This is a genomic window from Frankia sp. R82 (assembly GCF_023716925.1).
Taxonomy (GTDB): Bacteria; Actinomycetota; Actinomycetes; order Frankiales; family Frankiaceae; genus Frankia.
The window spans coordinates 88,385-104,272 of sequence record NZ_JAMQQG010000003.1 but is presented as its reverse complement, the minus strand read 5'-3'; the positions used below and the strand labels follow the sequence as shown (position 1 = coordinate 104,272).

Annotated in this window: 11 protein-coding genes; 5 read left to right on the top strand and 6 right to left on the bottom strand. The window is 70.4% G+C overall.

The features are described from left to right. Positions 1 to 1,550: 1,550 nt before the first annotated feature. On the bottom strand, positions 1,551 to 3,302 hold the full coding sequence (locus tag ND747_RS29625; protein ID WP_251731171.1) for a GMC family oxidoreductase N-terminal domain-containing protein: 1,752 nt from the start codon (positions 3,300 to 3,302) through the stop codon (positions 1,551 to 1,553). A gap of 280 nt (positions 3,303 to 3,582) precedes the next feature. On the opposite strand from ND747_RS29625, the gene ND747_RS01775 reads away from it, so the two are divergent. Continuing rightward, positions 3,583 to 4,755, top strand: a complete 1,173-nt coding sequence (locus tag ND747_RS01775; RefSeq protein WP_251731169.1) for an acetate/propionate family kinase — start codon at positions 3,583 to 3,585, stop codon at positions 4,753 to 4,755. 1 nt (position 4,756) lies between these two features. Here ND747_RS01775 and ND747_RS01770 read toward each other — a convergent pair whose 3' ends face one another. The 5 genes from ND747_RS01770 to ND747_RS01750 form a co-directional block, all read right to left on the bottom strand. After that, positions 4,757 to 7,186, bottom strand: coding sequence for a phosphoketolase (locus ND747_RS01770; protein ID WP_374216121.1), 2,430 nt, complete (start codon positions 7,184 to 7,186; stop codon positions 4,757 to 4,759). 551 nt (positions 7,187 to 7,737) lie between these two features. Next, positions 7,738 to 7,998 carry an acyl carrier protein gene (locus ND747_RS01765; protein ID WP_251731167.1) on the bottom strand — a complete coding sequence of 87 codons (261 nt, stop codon included), beginning with the start codon at positions 7,996 to 7,998 and terminating at the stop codon, positions 7,738 to 7,740. A gap of 70 nt (positions 7,999 to 8,068) precedes the next feature. Continuing rightward, positions 8,069 to 9,361, bottom strand: a complete 1,293-nt coding sequence (locus tag ND747_RS01760) for a ketosynthase chain-length factor (RefSeq protein WP_251731166.1) — start codon at positions 9,359 to 9,361, stop codon at positions 8,069 to 8,071. After that, positions 9,358 to 10,629, bottom strand: a complete 1,272-nt coding sequence (locus ND747_RS01755) for a beta-ketoacyl synthase (protein ID WP_251731165.1) — start codon at positions 10,627 to 10,629, stop codon at positions 9,358 to 9,360. Before ND747_RS01755 ends, ND747_RS01760 begins: the two co-directional genes overlap by 4 nt. Positions 10,630 to 10,723: 94 nt before the next feature. After that, entirely contained in the window at positions 10,724 to 11,746 is a 1,023-nt protein-coding gene (locus ND747_RS01750) for an acyltransferase domain-containing protein (protein WP_251731164.1), read from the bottom strand. Positions 11,747 to 11,989: 243 nt separating this feature from the next. On the opposite strand from ND747_RS01750, the gene ND747_RS29620 reads away from it, so the two are divergent. The 4 genes from ND747_RS29620 (at position 11,990) to ND747_RS01730 (ending at position 15,858) form a co-directional block, all read left to right on the top strand. Beyond that, positions 11,990 to 13,069 (top strand): ketoacyl-ACP synthase III family protein, encoded by a 1,080-nt coding sequence (locus ND747_RS29620; RefSeq protein WP_251731163.1) that lies wholly within the window; start codon positions 11,990 to 11,992, stop codon positions 13,067 to 13,069. A 121-nt stretch (positions 13,070 to 13,190) separates the two neighbouring features. Then, complete coding sequence (locus tag ND747_RS01740) at positions 13,191 to 13,976, top strand: SDR family NAD(P)-dependent oxidoreductase (protein ID WP_251731162.1); 786 nt, start codon at positions 13,191 to 13,193, stop codon at positions 13,974 to 13,976. Positions 13,977 to 14,039: 63 nt separating this feature from the next. Beyond that, complete coding sequence (locus ND747_RS01735; protein ID WP_251731160.1) at positions 14,040 to 14,984, top strand: aromatase/cyclase; 945 nt, start codon at positions 14,040 to 14,042, stop codon at positions 14,982 to 14,984. Beyond that, the gene (locus ND747_RS01730; RefSeq protein WP_251731159.1) at positions 14,977 to 15,858 is read left to right on the top strand and encodes a DUF1684 domain-containing protein; all 882 of its coding nucleotides are present in this window, start codon (positions 14,977 to 14,979) and stop codon (positions 15,856 to 15,858) included. The genes ND747_RS01735 and ND747_RS01730 overlap by 8 nt, the downstream gene beginning before the upstream one ends. Positions 15,859 to 15,888 lie beyond the last annotated feature (30 nt).

Genomic DNA, 15,888 nt, shown 5'->3' with positions numbered 1-15,888 from the left:
GGGAAACCGGCACCGCCTCGGCGCTTTTCTGGCCTGGTCGCACCGCAGGTCGCCCGACCGCCGGCCGCGGACATGCCGGTGGCACCGTCGGGCCGCGTCCCCACCTTTGGGTGGAAAGGGATGGATGACGATTGTCGGCGAGTATTGGGTAGCCGTCGCCCGTCCGCTGGTTATATCTGATCGGCCTTCGTCCGATCGGTGGTCGGTTCCGCCGGGTGTCGACGGCGTGGTCTGACGCGACTGTGCACACCCGTCCCCGGCGAGACGCCCGGCGAGAACCCGCCGCGACGATCGTGATCGTCCGTACGGCCGCCGATCTTCGGTGGGGCATCCAGGGTGCCCGGGTGCGGAAAACGACTTCCCGACAATTCACGCCGGGTCACAGCGACGTCACCGCTCCGCTCCGCTTTCGCTGGCGAGTGTGGTGCGCCTTCGCCAGTGCGCCGTCCATGAACGTTTCCGGTTGTGACCGGGCGCCGGGGTGCCGGGGTGTCGGGGTGACTGCGGGCGCATCCTCCCGGGCCGGAGGCAGCCACCCGGCACCGGCGACCTGCACCCGGCGACCTGCACCCGGCGACCAGTGTGACGCACCGTGACCACATTGGCTCGGCAGGTCGAGATAATCCCGGGCGTGTCGATCAACGTGGTCCTTCTACAGGGGTCAAACCGAAATTTTGTCTGTTTCATCCCTGTAGAAGGACCCATCCGCCCCACCAGGCCCACCGACGCCGGCAACGGCCCGTGACGGCGGCGAGATCGGCCGTCGCAACCAGCCCCGCGAGGCCGCGTGACCTCGAACGGTGCCCGGACAACACCGGAGAGTGCCAGCGGACGGCGGCGGACGCCAGCCAGCGACGGCCCGGCCAGCCCAGCCACAGCCCCGACCAGTCCAGCCCCAACCAGCCAGCCGCAGCCCAGACAGCTACCAGCGCGCTGCCCGTGAACATTCGCGGACAGCACACTAGCGTCCGACCAAGGGGAACAGCTGTCCGGAAATGTCCCATTGAGGTGTGCGCTCGAGGCGAGTTCGACGCGTCCGCCATTTTGGTGTCGGGTGACCGTGCAGGCCTGGGCGGGGCGCGGCCGGACGTGACTCGGAAGCACTCCTTGGAAGGTCCACCGTGGGAGACTGCCCAGCGCGACCACGTCCGCCTTTGCCGAGCGGCTTCGACTCCCCCGTCCTGGCGAACGGGCGAACGGGCGAACGGGCACGGAGGTCGGGAACACCCCCGCGGACGGGCGCAGCGCCAGCGTGCCGCTGCCTGGGACAGGCCAGGACACCCCGGCGGCCGGCATCGCCGGACCGGCACCCGGCGTCGCCGGACCCGCAGCCCACCGCCGGACCCGCAGCCCACCGCCGGACCAACCGCCGCTGATGGCGGTGCCCACGGCGGCGGCCAGCCGCCCGGTGGCCCGAGTGGGATCGTCGGCGGGGTCACTGGCCGAAGTACGAGCGTGGGAGGAGTTCCGGGGCTCGCCGGTCGATGTCGTGGTCGGCTTCAGCGACCGTAGCAACTGGAGAGCGTCACCCATCCGAAGGGCGCGGCCCGTTACGCCGAGCTCTGGTGACCCGGCGAGGGCGCCGGTGACGGAGCCTGCTGCGGCCCGTCCGATGGCGGCGGCCGGTGTCCGTTGTCAGGGGCCGACTGTTCCGCCGGCTGGTCGATGAACGAGGCGATGCGTTCGCCGATCATGACGGCGGTGGCTGCGGGTCCGCGGGACGGGACGGCGGGCAGGATGGAGGTGTCGGCCACCCGCAGGCCGCTGACACCGTGCACGCGGCCCTGCTGGTCGACGACGGCCTCGGGGTCGTCCGCGGCGCCCATGCGGCAGCTGCTGCTGGCATGGATGGCGGTGGCCAGATGCGTTTTCATCCAGGTGTCGAGGGCGTCGTCGTCCTCGAGGGTGAGGCGGTCGAGTTCGCCGAGCTCACCGAACAGGCCGGCGAACGGGTGCGAGGTCAGCAGGTCGACGGTGACGCGCACGACCTCGCGCATCCGGGCGAGGTCCCGTTTCGTCGACAGGTAGTTGTAGGCGATCCGTGGCTGGGCGAGCGGGTCGGCCGAGACCGTTGTGACGGTGCCGCGCGCTTCCGCCTGTTGCAGGGCGATGGCGAGAAAAAGTTCGTTGCGGTGCGCGGCTTGCTGGACCAGCCGTCTGATGGACACTCCGCGCAGCGCGCGCAGCGTGGTCACCGGGTGGCGGACCATTCGTGCCGTCGCGGTGTGGTCGCGGCCGGCGACGGCGCCGAGGCCGGCGATGTCCGCCAGTGACCGCAGCGACGGCATGATCTCCAGGTCCTCGCCGTCGGTGGCCGAACCGGACGGGAAGTTGAGCACCGACTCGAACGCCGGCGCCCCGGACGCGACCGGGGCGATCGGGCGCCGTGAGCGCCAGGTGAAGGACAGGTCCGGATGGTCGGTGAACCCCCTGCCCGCGGCCGGCACATCGAGGATCACCGGGATGCCCGCGGCGTCGAGGTCCGCCCTGGGACCGATGCCGGACAGGGCCAGCAGGTGCGGCGACATGATGGCCCCGGCGCACAGCACCACCTCGCCGGCGGTGATGGTCCGTCGCTGGCCGCCGGTGTCGACCTCGAGGCCGACCACGGTGCGCTCGCGCAGCACCACGCGCAGGGCGCGGGTGTTGCCGAGCACCTCGAAGTTCGGTCGGTGGCGGGCCGGGTTGACGTAGGTGATCCCGGTGTTGAGCCGGATGCCGTCGACGGCGTTCACGGGCAGCGGGCCGTATCCGGCGGGCTGCTCGCCGTTCTTGTCCGCCTCGTACGGGTAGCCGCGGCTCGCGCAGGCTGCGGCGAACGCCTCGGTCACCGGATGCGGACGGGTGATCTCGCGGGTGACGGTGATCGGCCCGCAACCGCCGTGCAGGTCGGACTCGCCGTACTGGAGATCCCGCTCGAGGCGTTTGTAGAACGGCAGCACCTTCTCGTAGGACCACTCGTCGAGCCCGTCGGCGGCCCAGCGGTCGAAGTCGGTCCGGCGTCCACGGATGAAATATGTGCCGTTCAGCGCGGTCGAGCCGCCGAGGACCCGGCCCCGAGCCACGGTGTAGGGCAGGTTGGGCGTGAGGTCGGCCAGGAAGCCCCAGTTGTTCGGATGCCCGGGCAGCATGGCCGCCATGAGACCGGCGTCGAGCAGTTCCTTCGGGAAGTCCGCGGTGCTCGGATGGTCGCTGCCCGCCTCGACCAGCAGAACCCGGCGATCAGAGCGTTCGCTCAGCCGGCTGGCCAGCACCGCCCCGCTGGCCCCCGCGCCGACCACGACCACGTCGAACTCCGCCACCCGGACGCCTCCACCTCGTCGCCGCCCGACCGGGGCCGGCCGTCGTCACCCAGGCTAGGCCTCCCTGCGAGCTCGTAGGTGTGGGTGACGGAGAGTGCGAACGCGCACGCCATTCGTCGGCGCCGGCGGTGGGGCATCGTGCGGTGGGGCATCGTGCGAGAGCGATGCGCTGTCCGTAGTACTCCCGGCACCGGTTACGGTGGTCGGGCCGACCGCTTCGGCGACAGCGGATCGGGTGTGTCCGCATCGGCTCACGCCAGCGTCCGCCGAGGAGGTACGGATGTCCGACTCGGGGGCCTCGAAGTGGGTGGGGGATCGGCCGGAGATCGGTGTCGGCGGGTCCAGCGAGATCGCCAACGTACTGGTGGTCAACGCCGGGTCGTCGAGTCTCAAGCTGCGGCTGCTGGATCCGACCGGCACGCCGGTGTGGGTCGCCGACCGGGCCCCCGACGACAGCCTCGACGGCGTGTTCGAGCAGGTGGCGGACCTCGGTGGAGTGCGGGCGGTGGGGCACCGGTTCGTCCATGGCGGCCCGAAGCTGCTGCGTCCGACATTGATCGACCCTGGTGTCGAGGCGGAGCTGCGGGCCTGGACCGGCCTGGCCCCGCTGCACCTGCCGGCGGCGCTGGCGGGGGTGACGGCGGTGCGGGCGGCAGCGCCGGAGCTGCCCCAGGTGGCCTGTTTCGACACCGCGTTCCACGCCTCGTTGCCGTCGTCGGCGTCGACCTATGCGATCCCGGCGCAGTGGCGTGAGCGGCACGGCATCCGCCGGTACGGCTTTCACGGCCTGTCCCATGCCTACGCGTCCCGGCGCGCGGCCGAGCTGCTCGGACCCGCCAGCCCGGGTGGGCCGGACCGACCCCGGGTGGTGACGTGTCATCTTGGGTCGGGCGGGTCGCTGGCCGCGGTGGCCGCCGGGGTGTGCCAGGACACGACGATGGGGTTCACGCCCCTGGAAGGCCTGGTCATGGGCACCCGCTCGGGCAGTGTTGACCCCGGCGCGCTGCTGTGGCTGTTGCGGGAGGCGGGCCTGTCCGCTGACGAGCTCTACGACGGCCTGGAACACCGGTCCGGTCTGTTCGGCCTGACGGGCAGCGCCGACATGCGCCAGGTGCTCGCCATGGCCCGAGCCGGGCAGCCGTCGGCCCGGCTGGCGTTGGACGTGTACCAGCACCGACTGCGCGGGCTGATCGCCGCGATGGTCGCCGCGTTGGGTGGTCTGGAGGCCCTGGTCTTCACCGGCGGGATCGGCGAGGCCTCGGCCGAGATCCGCGCCGAGGCTGCGGCCGGGCTGGGTTTCCTGGGCGTGGCGGTGGACTCCACCCGCAACACCGACCACCGGGGCGGCGACGCTGAGATCAGCGCGCCGGCCACCCCGGTCCGGGTGTTCGTCGTGGCGGCCCGCGAGGACATCGAGATAGCCCGCGGGGTCCGAGCCGCGCTGGCCGGGTGAATCAGCTCGGCTGATCCGCCCAGGTCCAGTCGCGGACCTCGGGCAGGTCCTCGAAGTGTTCGGTGACGTGGGCGCGGTGGCGGGCGAGCTGCTCCTGACAGTGGCTGACCAGCCGGTCGGAGCCGGGATGCGTGACCCGGGCGAACTCGATGGCGAGCTGGGCCAGGTGGTAGCGGCTGACCTGGTTGCGCACGACCATGTCGAACGGTGTCGTCGTCGTGCCCTGCTCCATGAAGCCCCGGACGTGGAAACGGTCCGCGTTCGGCCGGCTGTGCAGCAGCTGGTGGACGGCTCGGCTGTAGCCGTGGAAGCCGACGACGACGTCGGTCGAGTCGGTGAACAGCGCTCGGAACATCGCCGCCGAGAAGCCGTGCGGATGCAGGTCCGACCGCAGCAGCGCCATCAGGTCGATGATGTTGACGACCCGGACCGCCAGGTTCGGGACGAACGCGCGGAGCAGGTCGGCGGCGGCCAGGATCTCCATGGTCGGGACGTCACCGATGCCGGCCAGGACGATGTCGGCGTCGCCGCCGAGGGCCTTCTCGGTGCCGGCCCAGTCCCAGACGGACCCGCCTCGGGCGGCGTGCTCGGCCGCCTCGTCGGCGGTGAGGTACTGGTGGTGGGGCTGCTTGTCAGCCACGATCAGATTGACGTGATCATGGCTGCGCAGGCAGTGGTCGGCCACCGAGAGCAGGGTGTTCGCGTCCGGTGGCAGCCAGATGCGCGCCACCCCGGGCGAGAGCGGGACGACGGTGTCGATCAGCCCCGGCCCCTGGTGGGAGAAACCGTTGTGGTCGTTGCGCCAGCAGGTGCTGGTCAGCAGGACGTTGAGGCTGGGCACCGGTGCCCGCCAGGCCAGCCGGCTCGCCTCCTGCAGCCATTTGGTGTGCTGAATGAGCATCGACGCCGAGACCATGGCGAACGCCTCGTAGGTCGCGAACAGCCCGTGCCGGCCGGTCAGCGTGTAGGCCTCGAGCCAGCCCTGACACAGGTGCTCGGAGAGGACCTCCATCACCCGACCCTGCGGCGAAACCCGGTCGTCCAGTGGGTCGATCGCGGCAACCAGGCAGCGGTCGGAGACGTCGAGTACGGCATCGAGGCGGTTGCTGGCCAGTTCGTCCGGGCTGAACACCCGGAACGTGGTCGGGTTGTCCCGATAGGCGTCGGCCAGCAGCTGGCCCAACCGGCGGGTTGGTTCGTGCAGCTGGCTGCCCCGTGCCTCCGGGTCGACGTCGATCGCGTAGTCCCGCCAGTCGTGCAGCCGGAGTGGTTCGGTGCGCTGGCCTCCGTTGGCGTAGCTGGAGGAGCCCAGCCGCAACGAGCCGGACGGAGCGAGCGCGGCCAGCTCGGCGATCAGTGTGCCGTCCTTGTCGAACAGCCGGTCCGGCTGATAGGAGCGCAGCCATGCCTCGAGCTGGGCCAGATGGGCCGGGTTGTCACGGACGTGCGCCAGCGGCACCTGGTGCGCGCGGAACGTCCCTTCGACCCGGATGCCGTCCACCTCATGCGGTCCGGTCCAGCCCTTGGGGGTCCGCAGCACGATCATCGGCCAGATCGGCGCCTCGGTGACGGCTGCTCCCGGCGCCCGGGCCGCCCGTTGGATCTCCCGGATGCGCGTGTACGCGGTGCGCAGGGCCGCGTCGAACGCCCGGTGCACCGCCCGGACGTCGTCGCCCTCCACCCACAGCACGTCGTAGCCGTGGCCGGTGAACAGGGCCGTCACCCGTTCCCGGGGCAGCCGGCCCAGCACCGTCGGGTTGGCGATCTTGTACTGGTTCAGGTTGAGGATCGGCAGGACGGCCCCGTCCCGGGCCGGGTTGAGGAAGTCGACGCCCTTCCAGCTGCCCTCCAACGGGCCGGTCTCGGCCTCGCCGTCCCCGACCACCGCCGCGACCAGCAGGTCCGGATTGTCGAAGGCCGCGCCGAAGGCGTGGATGAGGGCGTAGCCGAGCTCGCCGCCCTCATGGATCGACCCGGGTGTCGGAACACTGACGTGGCTGGGAATCCCGCCGGGCGTGGAGAAACGCCGTACCAGCTGCCGCAGTCCCGCCTCGTCCTGGGACACGCTCGGATAGATCTCCGAGTAGGTGCCCTCCAGATACGTGTTCGCGACCAGGGCCGGCCCGCCGTGGCCTGGACCCGCGACGTAGAGAACGTCCTGATCGCTGTGCCGGACCAGCCGGTTCAGGTGTGCATAGATCAGGTTCAGCGCCGGGGACGTGCCCCAGTGGCCGAGCAGCCGGGGCTTGATGTCCTGCCGGGACAGCGGCCGGCGCAACAGCGGGTTGTCCATCAGGTAGATCTGCGCGACTGTCAGGTAGTTCGCCGCGTTCCAGTAGTCGATCAATTTGTCGAGATCGGCGGAATCCAGGACAGGAAGACCGTCGTATCGTGCCGGGTTCGTCACGGCCGGTCCTTTCCAGGTGGGCATGGCGGTGATTATGGACCTGCTCCCATCGCTGCTTCGGCAGGCACACTCCGGTCGGGTCGCCGCCTGGGGCGTCTGTTCGGATACGTTCAGTATTTCTACCGGGCCGCAGCCGGACTGCCTCCCTGGGTTTTCTGTTCGGGGGCCGATTCTCCCTGCCGCCCGGGCCCTTCGGCCCGTTCCGGAGCGCCGGCGCGTCCACTCGCGGCCGAGGTCCCCGTGGCCAGATCCGCATGCGGCGAACACGCATTCCGCTATCGTCGTTCGTGTTGAAAGAGGCGGAGTAGCTGGACCGACATGACGGGCGGGGCGCGAATCGCGCTCGCGTTTCTGGTGCGGAGAGTCTGGTAGCCACCCGATGGCAGCGGCGGTTGACCACCGCCCGACGGCCGATCCTCAGGTCATCGTTGTCCGTGGTGTGACGGATTCCTCCGTTGCCGCCGGGGACGAGACGGACGACAGCGCCCGCCGAGCTGGCCTGGCTCGGCGGGCGCTGCGTGTCACGGGGCCGGCTCGTGGCGGCCTTTGGAGTGTCGGTCTGCGCTGCAGGGGTCTCAGCTGCGAGTCAGGGTGGAGTTGACCCGGTCGAGCAAAGCGCGGGGTGTGGTGATGGCCTCCATGTCGTCGTCGGTGAGGGTGACGCCGTACTCGACACCGAGGCGGGACGCGGTTTCCAGCAGGGCCAGCGAGTCATAACCGAGAGTGGCGAAATCGGTGTCGAGGATGTCGCCGTCCAGGTCCACCCCCTCCTCCTCGCCGGCCGCCGAGCGCAGGAGCCGCGTCAGATCGGCGATCGTCAGTTCCCTGGTAGCCATCCGTTGTCACCTTCCGTCAGAACAGGGTCGATCAGAGCAGTCAGGGTCGGGTCGATCAGGCCCGGCTGGATCAGGGTCGGCTCGGCCCGGGGTTGGCGGGTGATGTCGGCGGCGCTGCCGCGGTGGTGGCCGGCCCGCGGACGACGAGGGCCGCGTTGAACCCGCCGTGGCCGCGGGCGAGGACGAGCGCGGTACGCAGCCGGCCTGTTGGGCGGCGGGGTTCGCCGACGACAAGGTCGATCTGATGGCCGGGGTCGACCTCGCGCACGTGCACCGTCGGCGGGATGACGCCGTCGCGCAGGCTGAGCAGCGCGGTGGCCACGTCCAGTGCCCCTGCCCCGGCGCACAGCCGACCGGTGGCACTCTTCGGCGCGGTCACCGGCACGCCGTTCGGGCCGAAGAGGGCAACGAGGACGGCGGCCTCAGCTCGGTCGGCGTCGGGCCGGCCGGACGCGTCGCCGAAGACCACATCGATGTCGAACGGCGCCAGGCCCGCGTCCGCGAGTGCCTGCCGGGCGGCACGCAGCAACCCGTCGGCGTCCGGACCGTCGGGGAACAGATCGAAGGTCGACGCGTAGCCGGCGATCTCGCCGTGCACGGTCGCGCCGCGTGCCTGGGCGAACGCCGGATCCTCGAGGATCAGGAACGCCCCGCCCTCGCCCGGCACGTGCCCGGCTGCTGCCCGGTCGAAGGGCAGGTAGGCGCCCCGCGGATCATCGCTGGCAGCGAGCTCACCGGTGCTGAGCTGCCCGGCGAGGCCCAGCGGGCACAACGCGCTGTCAACTCCACCGGCCAGCACAGCGGCAGTGCCCTTGCGGATCTGCCGCCGAGCGGCACCTAACGCATCCAGGCCGCCAGCCTGGTCCGAGACCACGGTTGTGCCGGGCCCCCGCAGGCCGTGGCGGATCGAGAGCTGGCCGGTGTTCACCGCATAGAACCAGGCGAACGACTGGTAGGCGCTGACATGCTGGGCGCCGAGCGCCCAGAGATGCCCCAGCTCCCGCTGACCGAACTCGAAGCCACCCATGGACGACGCGGTCGCGATGCCGATGCCGAACTCGGGGGCGTCCTGCGCGGTCAGGCCGCTGGCAGCCAGGGCTTCCGCCCCGGCTGCCAGCGAGAGCCGGGTGGAGTGGTCGGTCTGGGGCAGCAGCCGGGACGGTACATGCTGCTCGGCGACGAATCCGTCGACCTCACCGCCCACCCGGACCGGGTATCGGGTCGCGTCGAACCGGGTGATCGGCCTGATCCCCGACTCGCCGGCGAGCGTCGCCGCCCAGTAGGCCGACGTGCCGAGCCCCGTGGGTGCGGCAATCCCGATGCCGGTCACCACGGCGGCGCCGTCCGCGAGGGTGCTGGTCATGGAAACCTCCGATCGGGACGGGCGAGCACGACGGCGCTCTGGAAGCCGCCGAAGCCGCTGCCGACGCTGAGCACGGTGTCGACGGGCTGCTCGCGGGCGACGAGCGGCACATAGTCGAGATCGCATTCGGGATCCGGCTCGCGCAGGTTGGCTGTGGGTGGGATGGTGCCGTGTTCCATGGCGAGTGCACAGGCCACCAGCTCCAGGGCACCGATAGCACCGAGCGAGTGTCCGATCATGGATTTGATCGAGCTGATCGCGACCCGCCGGGCATGCTCGCCGAGGCTGCGTTTGAACGCCGCCGTCTCGTGCCGATCGTTCTGCCTGGTGCTGGATCCGTGGGCATTGACATAGTCGACGTCGTCCGGAGCGAGGGCAGACTGCTCGAGTGCGACCCGGATGGCCTCAGCCATCTCGATCCCGTCGGCCCGCAGGCCCGTCATGTGGTAAGCGTTGCAGCGGGTGGCGAAGCCGGATACCTCGGCATAGATGTGTGCACCGCGCCGCGTCGCATGCTCGAGCTCCTCCACCACCAGGACGGCGGCGCCCTCGCCGAGGACGAGACCGTTACGGGTCCGGTCGAACGGGCGGGAGGCATGCTCGGCGTCGTCGTTGCGGGGGCTGGTGGCCTTGATGGCGTCGAAGCAGGCAAGGGTGATCGGGGCGATCGGGGCGTCAGTACCACCACTGACGACGACGTCGGCGCTCCCCTCCTGGATGAGGTCCACGGCATGTCCGACCGCATCCAGCCCGGAGGTGCAACCATCGGAGACGACCGACACCGGACCGGCGGCCCCGGCGAGCCGGGCCAGCTCGACGGCCATCGAGCTGGGCACGAACTGGCTGTACAGCTCGCGTACCGCGTAGCTCGAGTCGACAAGCCAGTCGCGACCGCTGTCGCTGAGGATCACGTACTCCTGCTCCATGCGGGTGGTGCAGCCGACCGCCGTGCCCAGTGCGACGGCGGTCCGCTCGGCCGGGGCGGCCCCGGATTCCAGGCCGCTGTCGCCCAACGCCTCCCGGGCGGCGACGACCGCGAACTGGGTGGCCCGGTCCATCCGGCGGATCTCCCGGGGGCCGAGACCAGCGGCAACCGGGTCGAAGTCCACCTCGGCGGCGATGCGCGACCGATAGGGGGAGGGATCGAACAGCGTGATCGGCCCGGTGGCCGACTGCCCGTCTGTCAGTTGCTTCCAGTAGGCGTCGACCCCGATCCCTCCCGGGGCGACGGCTCCGAGTCCGGTGATGACTGCGCGTCGTATGGTCATGAAGTCGTGGCCTCGCTGTTCGGCGGTTCCGGGGATAAGCGGCGAAAGCTCAGACGGAGAGCGGGCGCAGAGAACAGGCAGGCGGTGCTGGACGTCAGCGGGAGAGCACGGAGCCGGCGATCCTCGTTGAGACCTCAGGCCCGGGCGGGCCCGCGGCCTCGACGATGCCGGCGATCGCCTCGGTGACGTGCCGCAGGTCGCTGCCCGGCGCCCCGGCACGCCTCGGTAACAACGGGACGACCGGAGTGCCGGCCCGGCGTACCCGCGGACTGCGTCGGGCCGGGATCGTCAGCGTCGCGCCCGGCCCGCATTCGACCAGGATCTGCTCGCCCGCGGTGGACACGGCAGCCAGCGCGTCGGCGAAGTACACCGGCCGGGCCGGCTGTGCCGCCCAGAAGTCCGGATCGGTCGCCGCGGCGGGCCCGAGTAACCCACCCGTGTACCCCGAGTAGAGCGGCACCGTCGGCGGCGACCAGCTCAGCCGCCGAACCGACGGCAGGGACCGTGCCGCGTGCCCGCCGAGGACCGGGCTGTGAAACGGTGTGCGCGCGGGCACGGGCAGGACGGTGAAACCGGCGGCGTGCAGCCGGACCCGTACGTCCTCGAGCGGGGCGGCCGGACCGGCGAGCACGACGCTGCGCGCGGCGTTGACGGCGCCGAGCGCCACCTCGTCGAGCAGGAACGGTCGTACCTCGGCGGGTGAGGCGGCCACCGACAGCATGCCGCCGGGCGGCGCGTCGGCCAGGTGCCCGATCCGCTCGGCGAGCAGACCGGCGGCATCCGACAGGCTCAGCACCTCGGCGACGACCGCGGCCACTATCTCCCCGACGCTGTGGCCGAGCAGCGCCGCTGGCACGACGCCCGCCTCCCGCAGAGTCACGGCCAACGCGTGGTCGACCGCGAACAGCAGTGGCTGCGCTCGCCGAAGATCGTCCAGATCGATGCACGGCCAATCGGCGAGCCAGTCGGTGCGGATGGCCCGCCCCTCGTCCCCCCACAGGGATAACACCTCGTCCATCGCCGTGCGGAAGGTGGCATGTCGACGGTAAAGATCCACCGCCATACCCGGATACTGCGCGCCCTGACCCGGAAACAGCAGCACCACCGAGCGCGCCATGCGACACCTCCGGGTTCGTGACCGCATGACCCGGGGGTCATGCGGGTTGCGTGACCAGCCGATCTGGGTTCAACGGTGGATCTCACTACCTATGCATCGCATCCTCACGCACCGACCTGACGATCGACTGGAGTCCCGCCGGAGAGACGGTCAGCGCATCCTCGACCGTGCCTCCAGTCGGCCCCGCCACCGTGGGGTGGGCCGACGTCCGACGTCCGATGTCCTACGTCCGGAGGAGCGCTGGTGCGCACGCATGATCTCTACCTTGCCGCGGTGTCGAGTGAGCTGCCGGCCCGGCTGGATATCGAGACGGCGTTGGCGGCCGGGCTGTGCGATGCGCGCACCGCCGAGCAGACCGGTATCCACGCGGTGTCCACGTCGACGGCCCCGCCCACCGCGCTCGCCGCCGCGGCGGCTGTGCGGTCGCTGCAACGCTGCGGTGTACCAGGGCACCAGATCCGCGTTCTGCTGCACGCCGACGTCTACTACCAGGGGCATGACCTGTGGGCCGCGGCCTCACACGTGCAGAAGGCGGTGGCGGGATGTCGTTGCCCGGCGGTGGAGATCCGTCAGTTGTCCAACGGCGGGATGGCCGGGATCGAACTCGCCGCCCTGGTGCTGCGCGGCGAGAACCGTCCAGCCGCGGTACTGGTGACCACGGGCGACACGTTTCACCTGCCTGGTTTCGACCGATGGCGCAGCGATCCGGGCACGGTGTACGGCGACGGTGGTACCGCGGCGGTGCTCTCCAACAGAGCGGGGTTCGCCGCCGTGCGCAGCATCGCCACCGTGTCCGACCCGGCCCTGGAACGAATGCATCGCGGCACCGACCCGTTCGGACCCGCACCGTTCGGCGTCCGGGCGCCGATGGATCTCGACGTTCTCAAACGCGATTTCCTTGCCGAGACCAGCACCGGTGCCACGGTGGGCCGGGTGGCCGCCGGACAGCAGGACGCCCTGATGCTGGCGCTCAAGGACGCCGACGCGGACCTCGCCGACATCGACTGGTTCGTTCTGCCGCATTTCGGCCGGCGCCGGCTGACCGCCGGCTATCTGCGCCCCTGGGGAGTCGATGTCACGGCCACGACGTGGCCGTGGGCACGCACCGTTGGCCATCTCGGTGCCGGCGACCAGTACGCCGGGCTCGAGCATCTCGTGCTCAGTGGCCAGATCCGACCAGGACAACGGTGTCTGCTCGCCGGGGTGGGTGCCGGGTTCACCTGGTCCTGCGCCGTCCTCGACGTGCTTGACGCGCCCGACTGGTCCACCGCGGCGAGCTCCAGACGCTCTCCAGGCGATCTGGACCCGGACGTTTCAAGCTGACGGCAGTGCGGCGCCCGACCAGTCGGAGGCCACCGGAACCTGCTCCGGGAATCGACGAACCTGCAGACGAACTCGCACCGGAATCGGAACTCGCACCGGAATCGACAGGGAGAGCGGAATCGTGAGCGTATACACCCCGAAGGTCGCCTTCGTCACCGGCGCGACCAGCGGCATCGGTCTCGCCGTCACCCGGACGCTTGCGGAGCGTGGCATCTCCGTGTTCGGCGTCGCACGGCACGCGGATAACGTCACGGCCGTGGTGGACAAGCTACGTGGCGAGGGCCTGGATGTTGACGGCACCGCGGCCGACGTCACCGCACCTGACGACATCCGGGCCGCTGTCTCTGCGGCTACCGAGCGGTACGGCCGTATCGACGTCCTCGTCAACAACGCTGGTCGCAATGGCGGCGGAGAGACCGCGCGCATCCCGGACGAGCTCTGGCTCGACGTGATCGAGACGAACCTGACCAGCGTGTTCCGGGTCACCCGGGAGGTCCTTACCACCGGGCGAATGCTGGCCGGGCCCGCCGGGCGCATCATCAACATCGCCTCGACCGGCGGTAAGCAGGGCGTTATTCTCGGCGCGCCCTATTCGGCATCCAAACACGGCGTCGTCGGATTCACCAAGGCGGTCGGTCTGGAGCTTGCCAAGACCGGCATCACCGTCAACGCGGTCTGCCCGGGCTATGTCGAGACACCACTGGCCGAGCGGGTCCGGCAGGGCTATGCCGAGCACTGGGACGTCTCCGAGCAGGACGTGCTGGAGAAGTTCCAGGCGAAGATCCCGCTCGGCCGGTACTCCACTGCCGACGAGGTCGCTGGCCTCGTCGGCTATCTGGTCACTCCGGCCGCCGATCCCATCACAGCCCAGGCCATCAACGTCTGCGGCGGCCTCGGCAACTACTGAGTCGCGGTGACAACGTTCACGCGACCACTTCCATCGACCGACGAACACAGGAGCCGATGCCTCATGTCGGAACCAGGAATCCATCGGACCCGGCACGCGGTAGGTGTCGCGGCCCCCCCGGATCTGGTCTATCAGCTCGTCGCGGACACTTCCGGCTGGCCGCACACGTTCTCACCGACCGTTCACGTGCGACGGCTTGACGGTGACGACCGTACCGAACTACTGCAGATCTGGGCGTTCGCCGGCGACGAGGTTCGCACCTGGACCTCCCGGCGACACCTGGACCCGCAGGCGCGCCGGGTGCGGTTTCGCCAGGAGGTCACCTCACCTCCGGTGACGGCGCTGGGCGGCGAATGGCAGATCGACGGCGATGGCGCCGGTGGCACCGAGGTCGTGTTCCACCACGACTTCTCCGTGCGCGATGACGACCCCGCCCACGTCGCCTGGGTACACGCGACCATCGAGCGCAACACCGGCGCCGAGCTCGACGCGTTGCGCGCCGCGGCCGAACGTGGTGCGGCCCGTGACGACCTGATCCTCAGCTTCACCGACGCCGTGTCGGTGCGCGGCCCGGTCCGCGACGTCTACGACTTCATCTACCGGGCCGACGCCTGGGAACAGCGGCTGCCGCACGTCGCCCGGATGGCGTTCACCGAGGACACCCCGGGCATCCAGACCATCGACATGGACACCCGGGCCGCCGACGGCACGGTGCACACCACCCGGTCCGTGCGGGTCTGCTTTCCTGACAGCATCGTCTACAAGCAGACGACGGTTCCACCGATCATGTCGGCGCACACTGGCCGCTGGGAGTTCCGCCAGGACGACGGTGTGGTGCACGTGTCCTCCCAACACACGGTGGTGCTGCGTCCGGAGAAGGTGACCGAGCTGCTCGGCCCGGAGGCGACCGTGGCCAGGGCCCGGGATGCCGTGCGTGCCACCTTGGGCGCGAACAGCAGGGCAACACTCACGCTGGCCAAGAAAGCGGTGGAGTCGACTCATGTCTGAGAATCACATTGGGCTCGCGGCCCGTCCGGTCGACGAACTGCAGGGCGAGTGGTACCAGTTTCGCCGCGCCTGGCTGGACTATCTCGCTCAGCCCTACGGCCCGCTGTCGCCGGTGGCCCTGTACTGGATCGGAGCGGATCCGCAGACGTTCGACGAGATCCCCGGCTCCTGGTCGGTCGAGGGCGGGCGGCGCATCGTCGTGGACGCCAGGGCGCAGGACCGGCTGACTGTCGACGACCGGCCGGTCGACGGTCGTACCGAGCTGTTCGACGCGACCGCGCCGTTTGCGGCCCGGCCCGCGTGGTGCGGCACCGTGCTGGTCACTCCGTTGTTGTTTCCCGCGCAGACCGGCCAGGACGAACAGTTTGGCATCCAGGTGCACGATCCGTATGTGGCGAGCCGCCGGCTCGAGCTTGGCGTTCCCACCTACCCGTACGACCTGAAGTGGGTCCTGCCGGCTCGCTACGAGCCCTATCCGGACCGGCGGCCCGTGACGCTACGCTCGGTTGTCGAAGGAAAAATCAAGAATCTTTCGGTGTTCGGCCGGGTCAGCTTCGTCCTCGACGGGGAGCCGCACGTTCTGGAGGTCTATGCCGGGCCCGACTACGAGCTGCACATCCCGTTCCGGGACCGCACCAGCGGGCTGACCACGTTCGCCGGCGCGCGGCTGGTGTTCGCACCGCGGCCCACGTCCGCCGGCGGCGGGGCGTTCGACTTCGAGCTGGACTTCAACCGGGCGGTGAACGGCCCGTGCGGGTTCTCCCCATACACAACATGCGCGTTGCCGCCGCCCGGAAACACCTTGCCAGTAGCGGTCGAGGCCGGCGAGAAGCTGCCGCTGTGGATGGAACAGCCCTCCGGATGGGCCCGCTGATCGCTGTCGACGGCCGCATCCCGGGGCTGC

Excerpts from the sequence above, each read along its gene's own strand:
- ND747_RS01775 (WP_251731169.1), top strand. The coding sequence starts at position 3,583 with ATGTCCGACTCGGGGGCCTCGAAGTGGGTGGGGGATCGGCCGGAGATC.
- ND747_RS01770 (WP_374216121.1), bottom strand. The coding sequence starts at position 7,186 with ATGCCCACCTGGAAAGGACCGGCCGTGACGAACCCGGCACGATACGAC.
- ND747_RS01765 (WP_251731167.1), bottom strand. The coding sequence starts at position 7,998 with ATGGCTACCAGGGAACTGACGATCGCCGATCTGACGCGGCTCCTGCGC.
- ND747_RS01760 (WP_251731166.1), bottom strand. The coding sequence starts at position 9,361 with ATGACCAGCACCCTCGCGGACGGCGCCGCCGTGGTGACCGGCATCGGG.
- ND747_RS01755 (WP_251731165.1), bottom strand. The coding sequence starts at position 10,629 with ATGACCATACGACGCGCAGTCATCACCGGACTCGGAGCCGTCGCCCCG.
- ND747_RS01750 (WP_251731164.1), bottom strand. The coding sequence starts at position 11,746 with ATGGCGCGCTCGGTGGTGCTGCTGTTTCCGGGTCAGGGCGCGCAGTAT.
- ND747_RS01735 (WP_251731160.1), top strand. The coding sequence starts at position 14,040 with ATGTCGGAACCAGGAATCCATCGGACCCGGCACGCGGTAGGTGTCGCG.
- ND747_RS01730 (WP_251731159.1), top strand. The coding sequence starts at position 14,977 with ATGTCTGAGAATCACATTGGGCTCGCGGCCCGTCCGGTCGACGAACTG.